Genomic DNA, 16018 nt, shown 5'->3' with positions numbered 1-16018 from the left:
TCCGCCCGGGCGTGGACGGCGTCGCCGTCCCGCGGTCGCACAGCTCCCCGCGACCGGCCGCCCGCACCTCGTCTCACACCCCGTCACCTCCCGCGCACGAGGCGCGAAACCGGCCAGCTTTCGCGCGTGAGGGCCGCCACACCGTCACCACCCCAGCAACAAAATCTTCACGGGATCGACAGATTTCGTGAAGGATCTGCACTTTCGCAGGGGCAGGGGGGCGCGGACAGCAAGATCATCTCCGTTCAACATTGCACTTCGAATCTGGACATGTCCGCATTGAGGCCAACCATTTGGGTGGCGCTTTGCCGTTCCGTTGCCGGGCTGTAGGCATTTGCCAGGACGGTCCGACGGACGTCCGGCACTGACCAGCCGGACACACGTCCGTCAACGACCCGTCAAGCGCGTGGGCAGGGCAGCGACTTCACATGTTCGCGCCCCCGACGCCGCTGGACCACTACCGAGCAACGTGAACCACAGGGGGTTACCCATGTCCCGACTCACCCGCCGCAGCGCGCTGGGCCTCACCGCGAGCGCGGTGGCCGGCCTCGGCCTGGCCGGCACCGCGTACGCGGCGACCGCGAGCGGACCCGCCAACGGCGTCGTCCCCGCCGCCGACGGCGGCCACACCGGCCACGGCGGCATGGACCACACGGGGCACGACGCGCCCGCCCCGTTCGACGAGGTCTACCAGGGCCGCCGGATACAGGGCGCGCCCGCGCCCGGCGGCGCCCACGGCCACCACGGCGGCTACTCGGTGCAGATAGACGGCAAGGAGCTGCACCTGATGCGCAACGCCGACGGCACCTGGATCAGCGTGGTCAACCACTACGAGACGTTCGCGAACCCGCGCGCCGTGGCCCGTGCGGCCGTGGTGGAGCTCCAGGGCGCCGCCCTGGTCCCGCTCGTCTGATCCCGTCCCGGCACCGCACCCGCACTAGCACCACATCTGGAGCACTTCCATGGCTGTACGCAAGAACCAGGCGACGCTCACCGCTGACGAGAAGCGGCGGTTCGTCAACGCGATCCTGACGCTGAAGCGCAACGGGAAGTACGACGCGTTCGTCACCACGCACAACGAGTTCATCATGAGCGACAACGACGACACCGAGCGCGTCGGCCACCGCTCGCCGTCGTTCCTGCCCTGGCACCGCAGATTCCTGCTGGAGTTCGAGCAGGCGCTGCAGTCGGTGGACTCCACCGTCACGCTGCCCTACTGGGACTGGACGGCGGACCGCACCACCGCCTCCTCCCTGTGGGCCGCGGACTTCCTCGGCGGCACCGGCCGCAGCCGCGACGGCCAGGTGATGGACGGCCCGTTCGCCTCCGCCGGCGGCAAGTGGACCATCAACGTCCGGGTGGACGGCCGCAACTATCTGCGCCGCGCCCTCGGCGCGAGCGTCCCGCAGCTGCCCACCAGGGCCGAGGTCGACAGCGTCCTCGCCATGTCCACGTACGACATGGCGCCCTGGAACAGCGCCTCCGACGGATTCCGCAACCACCTGGAGGGGTGGCGCGGCGTCAACCTGCACAACCGGGTGCACGTATGGGTCGGCGGCCAGATGGCCACCGGTGTCTCCCCCAACGACCCGGTGTTCTGGCTGCACCACGCGTTCATCGACAAGCTCTGGGCGCAGTGGCAGGAGCGCCACCCGTCCTCGGCCTACCTCCCGGCCGCCGGGACGGCGAACGTCGTGGACCTGCGCGAGACCATGCGCCCGTGGAACAACGTGACGCCGGCGGACATGCTGGACCACAAGAAGTTCTATACGTTCGACGCCGCGTAGCAGGCGCGGGTGCGGCTCCGGCGGGAGGTCTCCGCCGGGGCCGCACCGGCGTGGCCGCACCGGCGTTGCTCGGCGCCCGGGACTCGTAAGCTCGCCGGTATGGACGTTCACGAATCAGTGCTCGAACTCGTCGGCTCCACCCCGCTGGTGCGGCTGCGCACCCCCGGCGGCGAGAACGCGGCCGCGCTCTACGCCAAGCTCGAATACCTCAGCGCGGGCGGCAGTGTGAAGGACCGCATCGGTCTGCACATGATCGAGCAGGCGGAGCGGGACGGGTTGCTGCGCCCCGGCGGCACCGTCGTCGAGGCGACCTCCGGCAACACGGGTGCCGGGCTCGCGATGGTGGCGGCGGCGAAGGGCTACCGGGCCGTCCTGGTCGTCCCCGACAAGACGAGCGCCGAGAAGATCGCCACACTGCGCGGCTTCGGCGCGGAGGTGGTCGTGCGGCGCAGCGGGCTGCCCGCCGAGGATCCGGAGAACGTGTTCAACACGGCCGCGCGGATCGCCGAGGAGCGGCCGGGCAGCTGGCTCGCCGGACAGTACGACAACCCGGCCAACCCGGGGGCCCACTACGCCACGACCGGCCCCGAGATCTGGCGCCAGACGGACGGGCGGATCACTCATCTGGTGGCGTGCGTCGGCACCGGTGGCACGATCAGTGGTACGGGCCGCTACCTCAAGGAGGTCAGCGCAGGCGCCGTGCGGGTGACCGGGGCCGACCCGGCGGCGTCGGTGTACTCGGGCGGCGACGGCCGTCCGTACTTCGTGGAGGCGACCGGCCATGTGCGCCACCCGGAGACGGTGGAGGACGTCTGGCCCACCTCCTACCAGCAGGACGTGGTCGACGAGCTGCTGCCGGTGAGCGACCGCGAGGCGCTGCTGACGGTACGCCAACTCGCCCGCGAGCAGGGCCTGATGGTCGGCGGCTCCGCCGGTCTCGCGGTGGCGGCCGCGCAGCGGGTGGCCGCCGGTCTCGGCCCCGAGGCGCTGGTCGTGGTGATCCTGCCGGACTCGGGGCGCCAGTACCTCTCGAAGTACTTCAACGACGCGTGGCTGCTGCGGCTGGGCTTCCTCGACGGGGAGGAGGGCGGGCCCCGGGTCGGGGACGCGGTGGCGTCGGCGGTACGGGAGGAGCCGCTGCCGTATGTGAACCGGCTCAGCACGGCCGACGAGGCACTCACCGCGCTGCGGGCCCTGCGCGACCTCGGTCTTCCGCCGGTGGCGCCGGCCGGGCCGTGCCCGGTGGGCCCCGGCCGCGCGCCGACCGTCCCGGAGCTGGCGGGCTCCCTCTCGTTGGACGTGCTGGCCACGGCCGTGGCGGAGGGCGCGCTCAAGCCGGACGACCTCGTACGCGACCACCTCGGCGCACCGCTGCCCCACTTCGGGGTGGGTGAGCGGGCGGACACCGCGCTCGTGGAGCTGGAGGAGAGCGGCGCGGAGCTGGCGGTCGCGGTGCGGGACGGGCACGGGGTGGCTCTGGTGGGGCGGTCCGCACTGCGGGCGCTGCTCTGACCGCCGCGCGGCCCGGCCCCTAGCCCGGCCCCCTACGCCCGGGCCGACCGCCGCACCTGGGCGTCCGCCGCCCCCGACGCCGCCGCCATCACGCTGAGCTGGGGATTGACCTCGGGGCACCCCGGCAGCAGCGAGGCGTCGGCGATGAGCACCCCCTCGACGCCCCGCAGCCGGCCCTGCCCGTCGGCGGGGAAACGGGCCGGGTCGCCGCCCCCGGCGACGGTGCCGGTGGGGTGGAAGGCGGAGAGGTGGAGCTGACGGGCCGTCACACCGGAGAGCACCTCGTCCAGCTCCAGCGGGTTTCGCGCCTTCGGCGCCCGCGGGATGCCCGTCAGCACCTCCTCGGCGCCCGCCGCGAACAGCAGCCGGCCCATGGCCCGGACCGCCGTCAGCAGCCGGCCCGCGTCGCGGGGGTCCAGGTCGTAGCGGATCAGGGTGCGGTCGCGGCCGTGGACGCTGCCCGAGGGGCGGTCGGCGACCATCGCGCCGAGGGTGGCCAGACGGTCCGCGCCGTCCAGTTCGCGGCGCAGCTCCCGGCCCACGCCCGGCAGCACGAAGCTGCCCATGCCCGGCGGGGTGGCCGTCGCCTCGATGAGGACGCCCCGGCCGTGCAGCTCCTCCACCCCGACGCTCTGGAGCACGCCCTCCCAGGCCGTGACCGGCTCGGCGAAGCGGCCCGCCACGCTCGTCGCCGGGTGGACCCTGAGGTTGCGGCCGACGCCCGGATGGGAGCCCAGGCCCGAGCGGCGCAGCAGCGGCGGGGACTGGAGGGCGCCCGCCGCGACCACCACCAGCGGGCTGAGGATCTCCAGTTCGCTGCCGTCCGCCCGCCGCACCCGCACCCCGGCCGCCCTGGGCCCGCCCGGCCGGTCGGTGTCGACCAGGACGCGCCGCACCCGCGCGCCGGTCACGATCCTGGCCCCCGCCACGCACGCGTCCGGCAGCACCGAGAGCTGCACGCTCTGCTTGGCCCCGGCCGGGCAGCCCACCACGCACTGGCAGGAGCCCTTGCAGCCGGGGGCGTTGCGGCGCAGCGGCGCGGCCCGCCAGCCGAGCCGCTCGGCGCCGGTGAGCGCCAGCAGGCCGTTGTTGCCCAGGACGTCGAGAGGCTGGGTGGCCACGCGCAGCGTCCGCTCGACCTCGTCGAGCCGCTCGGGCATGCCGTCCGCCAAGCCGAAGCCGAAGGCGGTGCGCCAGCGGTCGAGGACGTGGTCCGGAGTGCGGTAACACGTACCGGAGTTGACCAGGGTCGTACCGCCGACGGCCCGTCCGGTCGGCAGCAGCAGCGGCGGGCGGCCGGCCGCGACGGTCGCGCCGCCGTCGCGGTAGAGCTCGGCGAACCGGTCGAGCGGGGCTCGGCGTCCGAACGAGGCGGTGGAGTGGTGGTGCCCCTCCTCCAGGACGACCGTACGCAGCCCGGCCCGCGCCAGGGTCCGCGCGGCCATCGCACCCCCGGCGCCGGACCCGATCACCACGGCGTCGGCGGTGGTCCGCACGGGCCACTGACCGGCCGGTACACAGTCGAGCGGGGGATCGTCCGGCGGGGCGAAGGACAGGCCGCGCACACCCTCGTGGACCAGGCGTTCCGTCCCTGCGGCGAGCAGCACCGGCACCTTGAGCAGGTCCAGGACCGGGGCGAGGGCGGGGCGGGCGCCGAGCTCCGCCATGACCCGCTCGCGCTCCTCGGAGCCGAGCGCGGCCAGCCGCCGTCCCGTCCGGGCGAGCGCGTACCCGTCCACGGCCGCCGCCGCCCCGCGCAACCCCGCCCGCGCGGGTGCGGGCATCGAGGCGAGGACGCCGTCGAGCCGGTCGGGCACCCGCGCCGTCCAGGGCTGCCTGCCGTCGTCCGCGAGGAGCGCCGCCACCAGCCCGGCAGCCGTCCGGCCGCTGTCCCCGGTCATCGTCCCCCCACCTCCGCGTGGGCCGTGCCCGCCAGCGTCCACCGGGCCTCCGTCCGCCACCTCCCCCACCAGCGCTCCAGGTGGACCACCGCGTCGGCCGTCTCGCTGTTGCGGCACACCGCCTCGCTTCCGTCGGGGTCCGTGTAGGCGAGGGCCAGGGTGCGCTCCTCCGGCTGGGTCACCTCGACCCGTATCCGGCGCGCACCCGAGCGGCCGGTCACCGTCCACACCGGCAGCCCGATCTCCGCCCGGAAGCGCCCGAGGGCCGACCGCTCGGCTCGCCGGGGCCAGGTGCGCCCGCGCCGGCGCAGCCGCAGGAAGACCAGCGGCGGCAGGGCGCGCAGCACCGGCCGTGTGGAGACCGCCGCCACCACCTCCAGGACGTCTCCGCCGCCGAGGTCCGCGTGCAGCCAGGACCAGCGGCGGGCGTTGCCGTGTCCGTAGACACGGGCGGACGCGCCCGGCGCGCCCCTCAGCGTCAGGGTGCGCCCGCCGTGGGTGACCGTGCCGTCGTACGTGGCGCGGGCGGCCGGGAGGATCTGGGCGGCGGGCAGCAGCGGGCGGCGCCAGGACCAGCGCGGGAAGGTGAACAGCGGCGTGTCCTGGGCCTGTTCGGCCAGGTCCCAGGTGAACGCGCCGGCCTTTCCGGTCAGCCGGCCGGGCCGGGCCGAGACGTCCTCGGCGCCGAAGCCCTCGCGCCCGCCGCGCCACGGCTCGGGGCCGAAACGGGCGTGCTCGACCGGGCCGTCCTGGGGGAACACCGCGACCCAGCCGTGGGCGTAGGCCGCCGAGCCGTCCGTGGGCGCGACCAGTTCGTGGTGGAGCCAGAGGCCGTCGCCGGTGGCGGGGTCGGTCGCGGTGGTGTACCAGACCTCGGTACGGCCGGGCTCGCCCTTCCAGCGCGGGGCGGCCAGCGCCGCGGTGTCCTCGCGGCGCGGGAAGCGGAAGCTCGCCAGGAACGGCGCCAGGCCCGTGGCCAGGGGGAAGCGCAGGGTGCCCACGCCGACCCGCTCGCCGTCCTCGTACAGGGTGCAGGGCAGGACCGTCATCGAGCGGACCGGGCGCAGCGGGGTGGGGGACTTCCAGCCGTCCAGGGTGAGGCGGCGGCCGTCGGCGGTGAAGGTGAGGCGGTAGCGGATGCGGCGGCGCTCCAGCGGGGAGATCTCCAACTCCCCGGCCAGAGACGGGTCGTCGGCCCAGCCCTCGATCCGGATGCGCCCGGTGGCCCGGGCGGCGGTCGTCCCGGCCGGGCGCAGGACGGTGTCCGCGAAGGCCCGCAGGTCGAGGCGGGCGGCCCGGGTGCGGCCCTCGCCGTCGAGCCGGAACGTGCCGAGGAGCGTTTCGCGGAACTCTGTGCCGCGCCCGCTCATGCCAGCCCCTCCAGCATGATCCGCTCGGTGGCGGTGAGATAGGCGTCGGCCGCCGCGCGCGCGGCCGGGCGGTCGCCCGCGGCCACCGCGTCGACGACCGGGGCGAGCCGCGCGTAGGCCGCCTCGGGGTCGGTGAACGGCCCCACCAGGGCCGCCCGTACGGGCAGATAGGCGTTGAAGAGGGTGTTGGTGAGCAGCACATAGACCCGGTTGCCGGTGGCCCGGGCCAGCGCCCGGTGCACCTCGGCGTCGGCCAGCTGCACGGCGTCGCCGCCCGCCGCCTCCCGTACGGCGTCCAGGAGTTCGCGCAGCTCGGCGGCGGCCCGGTCGTCACGGCGGGCCGCGGCGCGCTCGGCGATCAGCGCGCCGATGCCGCGCCGCACCTCGAAGATCTCGCCGATCCAGTCCGGGCTGTGGCGCACCAGCATCGGCAGCAGGTCGGCGCCGCCGAGGCGGGCGTAGTCGCGCACCCGGGTGCCGACGCCGTGGCGGGTCTCCAGCAGCCCGGCCTGCACCAGCCGGCCGAAGGCGTGCTTGAGGGTGGTCCGGGTGACGCCGTAGCCGTCGGCGAGGCTGCGCTCGGGCGGCAGATAGCTGCCCGCCGGATGGCGGCCGGTGAGGATGTCCTCGCGCAGCCGGTTCTCCAGGACGTCGACGATGGTCTCGCGGGGCAGCGTCTCCACGAAGTCCCTCCCCAGGGTCGTGATGGCGATGTTCAGGTGTGGATCAGTGGCTGAGCCACTGAACCAGTGGGCTTCCGGGGCCGTCAAGAGGGTGCGCCAAGGGGGTGCGCCAAGAGGGGTCGATACGTCCGGAGAGGCCGATACGGACCGTTGCGACCACGAACGCGCCCCCCTGTCCGCGCCGGATACGGCACCGCCAGTAAAGGATCAAGAGCGTTCCGGCGAGGGCAAGGTCACAGCCCTTCCCCCTGCTGCACCTTTGCGCCACTGCCCTAGCATCTGAGCATGACGGTCCTGCCTGACGACGGGCTTTCGCTGGCCGCCGAGTTCCCTGATGCAACCCATGAGCAGTGGCAGCGCCTCGTGGAAGGCGTGCTGCGCAAATCGGGTAAAGATGTCTCGGGCACGGCTGCCGAGGAGGCACTGTCCACCCCGGTCGAGGACGGGCTCACCACCCGGCCCCTGTACACCGCGCGAGACTCCGCGCCCGATGCCGGTTATCCGGGCTTCGCCCCCTTTGTCCGGGGAAGCCGGGCCGAGGGCAACGCGGCCGACGGCTGGGGCGTACGACAGCGCCACGCCGGAACCGACCCCGCCCGGGTCAACGAGGCCGTGCTGGCCGATCTGGAGAACGGCGTCACCTCGCTCTGGCTGGCCGTAGGTCAGGGCGGTGTGCCGGTCTCCTCACTCGCCCGCGCCCTCGACGGCGTCTACCTCGACCTCGCGCCCGTCGTCCTCGACGCGGGCGCCGAATTCGAGCCCGCCGCACGGGCCTTGCTGGCCCTGTACGAGGAGCGCGGCGTCCCGGTCGGCTCCGCCCGTGCGAACCTCGGCGCCGACCCGCTGGGCCACGAGGCCCGTACCGGCGACGCGCTGGACATCGCCCCGGCCGTGGGCCTCGCCCGGCTCTGCGCCGAGCGGTTCCCGCAGCTGCGCGCGCTCACCGTGGACGCCCTGCCGTACCACGAGGCGGGCGGCTCGGCGGCCGAGGAGCTCGGCGCGTCGCTGGCCACCGGTGTGGCCTATCTGCGCGCGCTCACCGGGGCGGGCCTGTCCGTCGAGGCGGCCTGCGCCCAGCTGGAGTTCCGCTACGCGGCCGGCGCCGACCAGTTCCTGACCATCGCCAAGCTGCGCGCCGCGCGGCGGCTGTGGGCCCGGGTCGCCGAGGCGAGCGGGGCCCCCGCCGCCGGAGCGCAGCGCCAGCACGCGGTGACCTCGCCGGTGATGATGACGCGCCGCGACCCGTGGGTGAACATGCTGCGCACCACGGTGGCCTGTCTGGGCGCGGGCGTCGGCGGCGCGGACGCCGTCACGGTGCTCCCCTTCGACCACTCCCTCGGCCTGCCGGACGCCTTCGCGCGCCGGATCGCGCGCAACACCTCCTCGATCCTCCTGGAGGAGTCGCACCTGGCCCGGGTGATCGACCCGGCCGGCGGCTCCTGGTACGTGGAGCGGCTCACCGACGAACTCGCGCACAGCGCCTGGGAGTTCTTCCAGGAGATCGAGCGCGCGGGCGGCCAGGCGGCCGCACTGCGCTCCGGCCTCGTCCGGGAGCGGCTCGCCGCCACCTGGGCCGCCCGCAGCGCCCGGCTGGCGCGGCGGCGCGAACCGGTCACCGGTGTCAGCGAGTTCCCGCACCTCGCCGAGCGCCCCGTAGAGCGCGAGGCGGCCCCCGCCGCGCCCTCGGGCGGGCTGCCCAGGGTGCGGCGCGACGAGGCCTTCGAGGAGCTGCGCGCCCGCTCGGACGCCCACCTCGCCGCGACCGGGGCCCGGCCGCGCGTCTTCCTCGCGGCGCTCGGCCCGGCCGCCGCGCACACCGGCCGGGCGACCTTCGCCTCCAACCTGTTCCAGGCCGGCGGGATCGAGCCCGTGCAGGACCCGGTGTCGGTGGACGCGGCCACGGCCGCCGAGGCGTTCGCCGCCAGCGGCGCCACCCTCGCCTGTCTGTGCTCCAGCGACGCGCTCTACGCCGAGCAGGCCGAGGCGGTCGCCGCCGCGCTCAGGTCGGCCGGCGCGACACACATCTACCTCGCCGGCCGCGGCGAGTTCACCGGCGTCGACGCGTACGTCTTCGCCGGCTGCGACGCGGTGGCCGTGCTCTCCTCCGCCCTCGACCGCACGGGAGTGGCGTCATGACGATCCCCGACTTCTCTCAGCTGCCGCTGACTCCGGGCGCCGGCGCCGAAGGCTCCGAGGACCAGTGGCGCACCGCGGTCAAGGAGTCCACCGGGAAGGCCGACGGCGATCTGCTCTGGGAGACCCCGGAGGGCATCGCGGTCAAGCCGCTGTACACCGGGCGCGACCTGGAGGGCCTGGACTTCCTGGAGACGTACCCGGGCGTGGCGCCGTATCTGCGCGGCCCCTACCCGACGATGTACGTCAACCAGCCCTGGACGATCCGGCAGTACGCCGGGTTCTCCACGGCCGAGGAGTCCAACGCCTTCTACCGGCGCAACCTCGCGGCCGGCCAGAAGGGCCTCTCGGTCGCCTTCGACCTGCCGACCCACCGCGGCTACGACAGCGACCACCCGCGGGTCACCGGTGACGTCGGCATGGCGGGCGTGGCCATCGACTCGATCTACGACATGCGCCAGCTCTTCGACGGCATCCCGCTGGACAGGATGACGGTGTCGATGACGATGAACGGCGCGGTGCTGCCCGTTCTCGCGCTCTACATCGTGGCCGCCGAGGAGCAGGGCGTACCGCCCGAGAAGCTGGCCGGGACCATCCAGAACGACATCCTCAAGGAGTTCATGGTCCGCAACACCTACATCTACCCGCCCAAGCCCTCGATGCGGATCATCTCCGACATCTTCGCGTACACCTCGCAGAGGATGCCGCGCTACAACTCGATCTCCATCTCCGGCTACCACATCCAGGAAGCGGGCGCGACGGCCGACCTGGAGCTGGCGTACACGCTGGCGGACGGTGTGGAGTACCTGCGGGCCGGGATCGACGTGGGCCTGGACGTCGACGCGTTCGCGCCCAGACTCTCCTTCTTCTGGGCGATCGGCATGAACTTCTTCATGGAGATCGCGAAGATGCGGGCGGCCCGGCTGCTGTGGGCGCGCCTGGTCAAGCAGTTCGACCCGAAGAACACCAAGTCGCTGTCGCTGCGCACCCATTCGCAGACCTCGGGCTGGTCGCTGACCGCACAGGACGTCTTCAACAACGTCACCCGCACCTGTGTGGAGGCGATGGCCGCCACCCAGGGCCACACCCAGTCGCTGCACACCAACGCCCTGGACGAGGCACTGGCCCTGCCGACCGACTTCTCGGCGCGCATCGCCCGCAACACCCAGCTGCTCATCCAGCAGGAGTCGGGCACCACCCGGGTCATCGACCCGTGGGGCGGCAGCGCCTATGTGGAGAAGCTCACCTACGACCTGGCGCGGCGGGCCTGGCAGCACATCCAGGAGGTCGAGGCGGCCGGCGGCATGGCGCAGGCCATCGACGCGGGCATCCCGAAGCTGCGCGTGGAGGAGGCGGCCGCCCGCACCCAGGCGCGCATCGACTCCGGGCGCCAGCCGGTGATCGGCGTCAACAAGTACCGGGTGGAGACCGACGAGCAGATCGACGTCCTCAAGGTCGACAACTCCTCGGTGCGCGCCCAGCAGATCGCCAAGCTGCGGCGGCTGCGCGAGGAGCGCGACGAGGCGGTCTGCCAGGACGCGCTGCGCGCGCTGACCCAAGCCGCCGCCTCCGGCACCGGCAACCTGCTGGAGCTGGCCGTCAACGCGGCCCGCGCCAAGTCGACGGTCGGGGAGATCTCGGACGCCCTGGAGAAGGTGTACGGACGCCACGCGGCGCAGACCCGTACGATCTCCGGCGTGTACCGCAACGAGGCAGGGGAGTCGCCTTCCGTGGAGCGCACCCGCGCCCTGGTGGACCGCTTCGAGGAGGCGGAGGGCCGCCGTCCGCGCATCCTGGTCGCCAAGATGGGCCAGGACGGCCACGACCGCGGCCAGAAGGTGATCGCCACCGCCTTCGCCGACCTCGGCTTCGACGTGGACGTCGGCCCGCTGTTCCAGACGCCCGGCGAGGTGGCCCGGCAGGCGGTCGAGGCGGACGTGCACATCGTCGGGGTGTCCTCGCTCGCCGCCGGTCACCTCACCCTCGTACCGGCGCTCCGCGAGGAGCTGGCGGCCGAGGGCCGGGAGGACATCATGGTCGTCGTGGGCGGTGTCATCCCGCCGCAGGACGTCCCCACCCTCCTGGAGATGGGCGCCACGGCGGTGTTCCCGCCGGGGACGGTCATCCCGGACGCGGCGTACGACCTGGTGGCGCGGCTCGGCGCGGCGCTGGGCCACGACGAGCTGTAGCCGCCCGTGCGCATCGATCTCGACAGCTACGTCAAGGGTGTGCTCGACGGGAAGCGGGCCTTCGTGGCCCGCGCGATCACCCTCGTCGAGTCCACCCGGCCCGACCACCGCACGCTCGCCCAGCAGCTCCTCACCGAGCTGCTGCCGCACACCGGAAACGCCCGGCGGATCGGCATCAGCGGGGTGCCGGGGGTGGGCAAGTCCACCTTCATCGACGCCTTCGGCACGATGCTGACGGGACTCGGCCACCGGGTGGCGGTGCTCGCCGTCGACCCGTCCTCGACCCGTACCGGCGGGTCCATCCTCGGCGACAAGACGCGGATGGAGCGCCTCGCGGTGGACCCGGCGGCCTTCGTGCGGCCCTCGCCCAGCGCCGGCACGCTCGGCGGCGTCGCCAAGGCGACCCGTGAGTCGATGGTGGTGATGGAGGCGGCGGGGTACGACGTCGTCCTGGTGGAGACCGTCGGTGTCGGCCAGTCCGAGACGACGGTCGCGAACATGGTCGACTCGTTCCTGCTGCTCACCCTCGCGCGCACCGGCGACCAGCTCCAGGGCATCAAGAAGGGCGTCCTGGAGCTGGCGGACGTCATCGCCGTGAACAAGGCGGACGGGCCGCACGAGCGCGACGCGAGGTCGGCGGCGCGGGAGCTGGCGGGCGCGCTGCGGCTGATGCACCCGGCGGACGCCGCCTGGACTCCCCCGGTGCTGTGGTGCAGCGCGCGCGAGTCCAGCGGGCTCGACACCGTGTGGGAGCGGCTCGACCAGCACCGTACGCTGCTCGACTCCACGGGGCGGCTCGCCGCCAAGCGGCGTGATCAGCAGGTCGACTGGACCTGGACGATGGTCCGGGACGAGCTGCTCGAGCGGCTGCGGGCGCATCCCGCGGTACGTGAGCTCGCCCCGGCGCTGGAGCGGCGCGTCCGCGACGGCGAGTTGACGCCGACGCTGGCGGCGGAGCGGATCCTGGGCGCGTTCCAGGGCGTGCCGGACCGCGCCTGACCGCACCGCCCGTGACGGGAAGGCCCGGACCGTATACGGTCCGGGCCTTTCGCGTCGCTCAGGCGGGTACGCCCGCGAGCTCCGCGCCCTCGGCCGCGTGCAGCCGCTCGATCAGCGCCTGGCGGGCCCGTGCCACCCGGGAGCGCACGGTCCCCACGGGGCAGTTGCTGACGTGGGCCGCGTCCGCGTAGGGCAGGCCGAGGAGCTGGGTGAGGACGAAGGCCTCGCGGCGCTCGTCCGGGAGCGCCGCCAGCAGATCGGCGAGGGCGACCCCGTCGTCGAAGCCGGGCAGCCCCCGGGGCTGGGCTCGTTCGGCGGCCGACTGCCAGTCGTCGGTGTCGGACACGCGCGGCCGCGCGGCCGTGTACCGCAGGTTGTCGACCACCGCGCGGCGCGCTATCGACAGCAGCCAGGTACGGGCCGAGGAGCGGCCCTCGAAGCGGTGCAGGCTGCCGAGGGCCCGCAGGAAGGTCTCCTGGGTCAGGTCGTCGGCGGCCTGCGGGTCGGCGCCGAGGTAGGTGACGTAACGGCGTACGTCGCGGTGGAGCGCGCGGACGAAGTGCTCGACGGCTTCGCGGTCACCGGTGCGGGCGGCGAGCGCCCAGGCCGTTATGACCTGGTCCGTGGACTCGTCGCGCGAGCGGGGCAGGGCAGGAGTGATCACCTGATGTCCTTCTCGGGAATCCGGGATCCGGACCGGCCGCCGACGGGGCGGCGGGTCCGGTGAAGGGGTACGGCGGCAGCGAGGCGTGCCGCCGATGCCCGGGGCGCCGGAGAGGACTCCGGGGACGCCACGGGGAACCGGCTGTCGTCAGACGACAGCGGTCCCGGCGGGCGGGCCCCGTGAGGTGATCGCGTGGACGAGGAAGAGCTGCCGGGGTGCCCGGACCGCGCGGTCCGGCCTGGCACCGAGGCGGGCGGGGCGCGGCGGCGCGGCCGAGAGGGCGAGGCGCAGCGGGGCGAAGAGCCGGGCGGCGAAGGCCCGCAGGATCCGGAAGGCGGCGCGCTCGCCGTGCGCGAGCCACAGACCGCACAGCAGCGCGGCGAGCAGGTGGGCGGCGAGCATGCCGCCGGAGGACATCCCCAGGGGCATCCCGGCCATGTCGTGACCCATGGAGCCCATATGGCTCATATGGCCCATATCCCCCATGGGCATCCCGCCCATCCGCATGTCCGTGGGCGGCGTGGCGGGGCGCGCGGCGGCCTGGGCCCACGAGAACAGCTCGTGCAGCACCGCCTGCGCTCCCACGGCGACCGCCACGACCGGCCCGAACCCGCGCTCGCGCCCGGCCAGCGCCCACGCCGTGGCGCCGGTGGCGACGAAGCCGCAGCCCAGCGCCCACCAGGGCACCGACGCCCCGGACATCAGGGCGTGCCCGAGCGCGGTGAGCAGCACACACAGGGCCGCGAACATCGCGGCCCGCGGGGTGCGGCAGGAGTCTGGGGCAGTCATGGCGGGCTCATCCTCGCATCCGCCCCGGGCGTTTCACCGGCGGGTGCGCACATTGATCGACCGATTCCGCCCTGGAAACACGCGTGATCCACGCCACACCAAGTCGCCGGAACCCGGCGCCGGTTCGCCCCGACTACTGGGGCGGGCCCGGTGTGTCAGTCCGGCCGGTGGCCGTGCGGGATGAACCGTCCCATCGCGCGGCGGGCGGCGGGCACCAGTCCGTGCGGGGTGGCGGCGGGTGTCGCCCCGACGCCGACCGTCGCACGCGGTGAGGGCGCGGCCGAGCCGTACCACTCGCACGGCGGACCCGGGTGGCGCCGGCGGTCGTCGCCGTGCGCCTTGAGCGCCACACTGATCAGGCTCAGGAGCAGCTCGACGTCCGCGTCGCAGTCCAGGAGCACGGTGAGCCAGGCGGATCCGGGTGTCACCCGGATCGCGCTGCTGCGCCGGAGCTGGGGCAGCAGCCGCTCGATCGCCAGATGGGTGAGATGCAGGTCGGCGGCGTAGTCGGAGTGGAAGTGCACCACCTCGTACTCCGTCGTGCGGAAGGCTTGCCCAACGGCGCACCGGGGCGGGCCACTTACCAGATTCGGCCATGTCTCCAACTGGGCCATGGCGCGATGGGCCGCGGTCATAACCCCATCCTCGCGCACGATTCACCCGCAGGACACCCCCTTCACCCTCATCGGGCGCCGCTTGACCAATCCGTGCCCCGAAGACCGGTGGGGCGCGATCAGTCCAGCGTGACGGAGCCGTCGCCGGTTCTGGCCTGCGAGGTGCCGCGCCCGTCCGAGGAGTCGTCCTCCTGTGGCGCGGGCTTCTCGGAAGCGCCGAGGTAACTCTGCAGCTCCAGCGGACCGCCGCCCTTGGCGGAGCCGTCGCGGCGCTCCTGCCCCTGGCCGGATCCGCTCAGGTTCTGGCGGACCGAGTCGAGGATCGTCAGGCCCTGGCCGACCAGGCCCGCCGCGATCTCGCCGAGGCCGTCGGCCCCGTTGAGCACGTTGACGTTGGCGCCCGCGAGACCGCCCGCGGCCTCCTTGACGATCTGCGGCAGCTGGTCGATCAGCATCCGGTCGAGCGCGACCCGGTCGTAGGAGGCCGCCGCCTCGGCCTGGATCTTCATCCGCTCGGCCTCGGCCACGGCCAGTACCCGGATGCGCTCGGCCTCCGCCTCGGCGGGCTTGACGATCTCGGCGACCAGCTGCTGCTGGCGCAGCCTGGCCTGCCGCAGCGCCAGTTCGGTCTGGGCGGCCAGCACCTCCTGCTGGGCGTGGGCCTGGGCGAGCGGGCCGGCCTGGGCGGCCTTGGCCTGGGCGCGGTCGACCTCGGCCGAGTACTCGGCCTGGACGATGGCGGTCTGGCGGGCGTACTCCGCCTGGTTGCGCGCGGCCGCCTGCTCGGCCTCGACGGAGGCCTGGGTGGCCTGGGCCTGGGCGATCTGGGCCTGGCGCTGGATGGCCGCCTTGTGCGGGGCGGACATCGCGGCGATGTAGCCGGTGTCGCCGTCGTCGATCGACTGGATCTGGAGCGAGTCGACGATCAGGCCGATCTTCGCCATCTCCGACTTCGAGGTGTCGAGCACCTCGGCGGCCAGCTTCTGGCGCTCGGTGACGATCTCCTCGACGGTCATCGAGCCGATGATCGCCCGCAGATGACCGGCGAAGATCCGGCCGGTGAGCACCGACATCTGGTCCTGGTCGGAGAGGAAGCGCTGACCGGCGTTGACGATGGACTCGGTGTCGTTGCCGACCTTGAAGGCGATGACGGCCCGTACGGTGAGCGCGATGCCCTGCTTGGTCACACAGGTCTCGGTCACCTCGGACTCGCACATGGCGAGGGTGAGGAAGCGGGTCTTGCGGAAGATGGGGAGCACGAACTTGCCGTGGCCGGTCACCACCCGGAACGGCGCTCCTCCCAGACCTCGTCTGCCGCCCGAGATGAGCATCGCCTCGTCGGGGGCGGGCACGCGGTAACCGAACATCGGGGTCTCC

13 protein-coding genes are annotated in these 16018 nt (G+C 73.8%); 6 read left to right on the top strand and 7 right to left on the bottom strand.

From position 1 onward, the window contains the following. Positions 1 to 490: 490 nt before the first annotated feature. The 3 genes from melC1 to ABD236_RS05665 all read left to right on the top strand — a co-directional run bounded on the left by melC1 (position 491) and on the right by ABD236_RS05665 (position 3299). Positions 491 to 913 (top strand): apotyrosinase chaperone MelC1, encoded by a 423-nt coding sequence (melC1, locus tag ABD236_RS05675; RefSeq protein ID WP_344070788.1) that lies wholly within the window; start codon positions 491 to 493, stop codon positions 911 to 913. 49 nt (positions 914 to 962) lie between these two features. Then, positions 963 to 1787, top strand: a complete 825-nt coding sequence (melC2, locus tag ABD236_RS05670) for a tyrosinase MelC2 (protein WP_344070785.1) — start codon at positions 963 to 965, stop codon at positions 1785 to 1787. Between the two features lie 99 nt (positions 1788 to 1886). Beyond that, the gene (locus ABD236_RS05665; protein ID WP_344070782.1) at positions 1887 to 3299 is read left to right on the top strand and encodes a pyridoxal-phosphate dependent enzyme; all 1413 of its coding nucleotides are present in this window, start codon (positions 1887 to 1889) and stop codon (positions 3297 to 3299) included. Between the two features lie 32 nt (positions 3300 to 3331). On the opposite strand, the gene ABD236_RS05660 is transcribed toward ABD236_RS05665, so the two are convergent. The 3 genes from ABD236_RS05660 to ABD236_RS05650 are packed head-to-tail and all read right to left on the bottom strand — an operon-like array spanning position 3332 to position 7253. Further along, positions 3332 to 5200, bottom strand: coding sequence for a GMC family oxidoreductase (locus ABD236_RS05660; protein ID WP_344070780.1), 1869 nt, complete (start codon positions 5198 to 5200; stop codon positions 3332 to 3334). Beyond that, on the bottom strand, positions 5197 to 6570 hold the full coding sequence (locus ABD236_RS05655; protein WP_344070778.1) for a hypothetical protein: 1374 nt from the start codon (positions 6568 to 6570) through the stop codon (positions 5197 to 5199). The genes ABD236_RS05660 and ABD236_RS05655 overlap by 4 nt, the downstream gene beginning before the upstream one ends. Continuing rightward, complete coding sequence (locus tag ABD236_RS05650; RefSeq protein ID WP_344070776.1) at positions 6567 to 7253, bottom strand: FadR/GntR family transcriptional regulator; 687 nt, start codon at positions 7251 to 7253, stop codon at positions 6567 to 6569. The genes ABD236_RS05655 and ABD236_RS05650 overlap by 4 nt, the downstream gene beginning before the upstream one ends. A gap of 285 nt (positions 7254 to 7538) precedes the next feature. Between ABD236_RS05650 and mutA the strand changes: the two genes are divergently transcribed. From mutA to meaB, 3 genes are read left to right on the top strand one after another with little or no spacing between them, the layout of a single operon-like run. Then, positions 7539 to 9389 carry a methylmalonyl-CoA mutase small subunit gene (gene mutA / locus ABD236_RS05645; RefSeq protein ID WP_344070774.1) on the top strand — a complete coding sequence of 617 codons (1851 nt, stop codon included), beginning with the start codon at positions 7539 to 7541 and terminating at the stop codon, positions 9387 to 9389. Next, complete coding sequence (scpA, locus tag ABD236_RS05640) at positions 9386 to 11575, top strand: methylmalonyl-CoA mutase (RefSeq protein ID WP_344070772.1); 2190 nt, start codon at positions 9386 to 9388, stop codon at positions 11573 to 11575. The genes mutA and scpA overlap by 4 nt, the downstream gene beginning before the upstream one ends. A 6-nt stretch (positions 11576 to 11581) precedes the next feature. After that, positions 11582 to 12574 (top strand): methylmalonyl Co-A mutase-associated GTPase MeaB, encoded by a 993-nt coding sequence (meaB, locus tag ABD236_RS05635; protein WP_344070770.1) that lies wholly within the window; start codon positions 11582 to 11584, stop codon positions 12572 to 12574. A 58-nt stretch (positions 12575 to 12632) separates the two neighbouring features. Here the strand turns inward: meaB and ABD236_RS05630 are convergent, their stop codons facing one another. From ABD236_RS05630 to ABD236_RS05615, 4 genes are all read right to left on the bottom strand, one after another. Beyond that, a complete protein-coding gene (locus ABD236_RS05630; protein ID WP_344070767.1) occupies positions 12633 to 13238 on the bottom strand; it encodes a sigma-70 family RNA polymerase sigma factor in 606 nt (201 codons plus the stop codon). A gap of 147 nt (positions 13239 to 13385) precedes the next feature. Then, a complete protein-coding gene (locus ABD236_RS05625) occupies positions 13386 to 14027 on the bottom strand; it encodes a hypothetical protein (protein ID WP_344070765.1) in 642 nt (213 codons plus the stop codon). A 155-nt stretch (positions 14028 to 14182) separates the two neighbouring features. Continuing rightward, on the bottom strand, positions 14183 to 14554 hold the full coding sequence (locus ABD236_RS05620; RefSeq protein ID WP_486387787.1) for a luciferase domain-containing protein: 372 nt from the start codon (positions 14552 to 14554) through the stop codon (positions 14183 to 14185). Positions 14555 to 14760: 206 nt separating this feature from the next. Next, on the bottom strand, positions 14761 to 16008 hold the full coding sequence (locus ABD236_RS05615) for a flotillin family protein (RefSeq protein WP_344070763.1): 1248 nt from the start codon (positions 16006 to 16008) through the stop codon (positions 14761 to 14763). Between the last annotated feature and the right edge of the window lie 10 nt (positions 16009 to 16018).

Source organism: Streptomyces crystallinus, from assembly GCF_039521265.1.
Classification (GTDB): domain Bacteria; phylum Actinomycetota; class Actinomycetes; order Streptomycetales; family Streptomycetaceae; genus Streptomyces; species Streptomyces crystallinus.
This window is presented reverse-complemented; position numbering and strand designations above follow the sequence as displayed.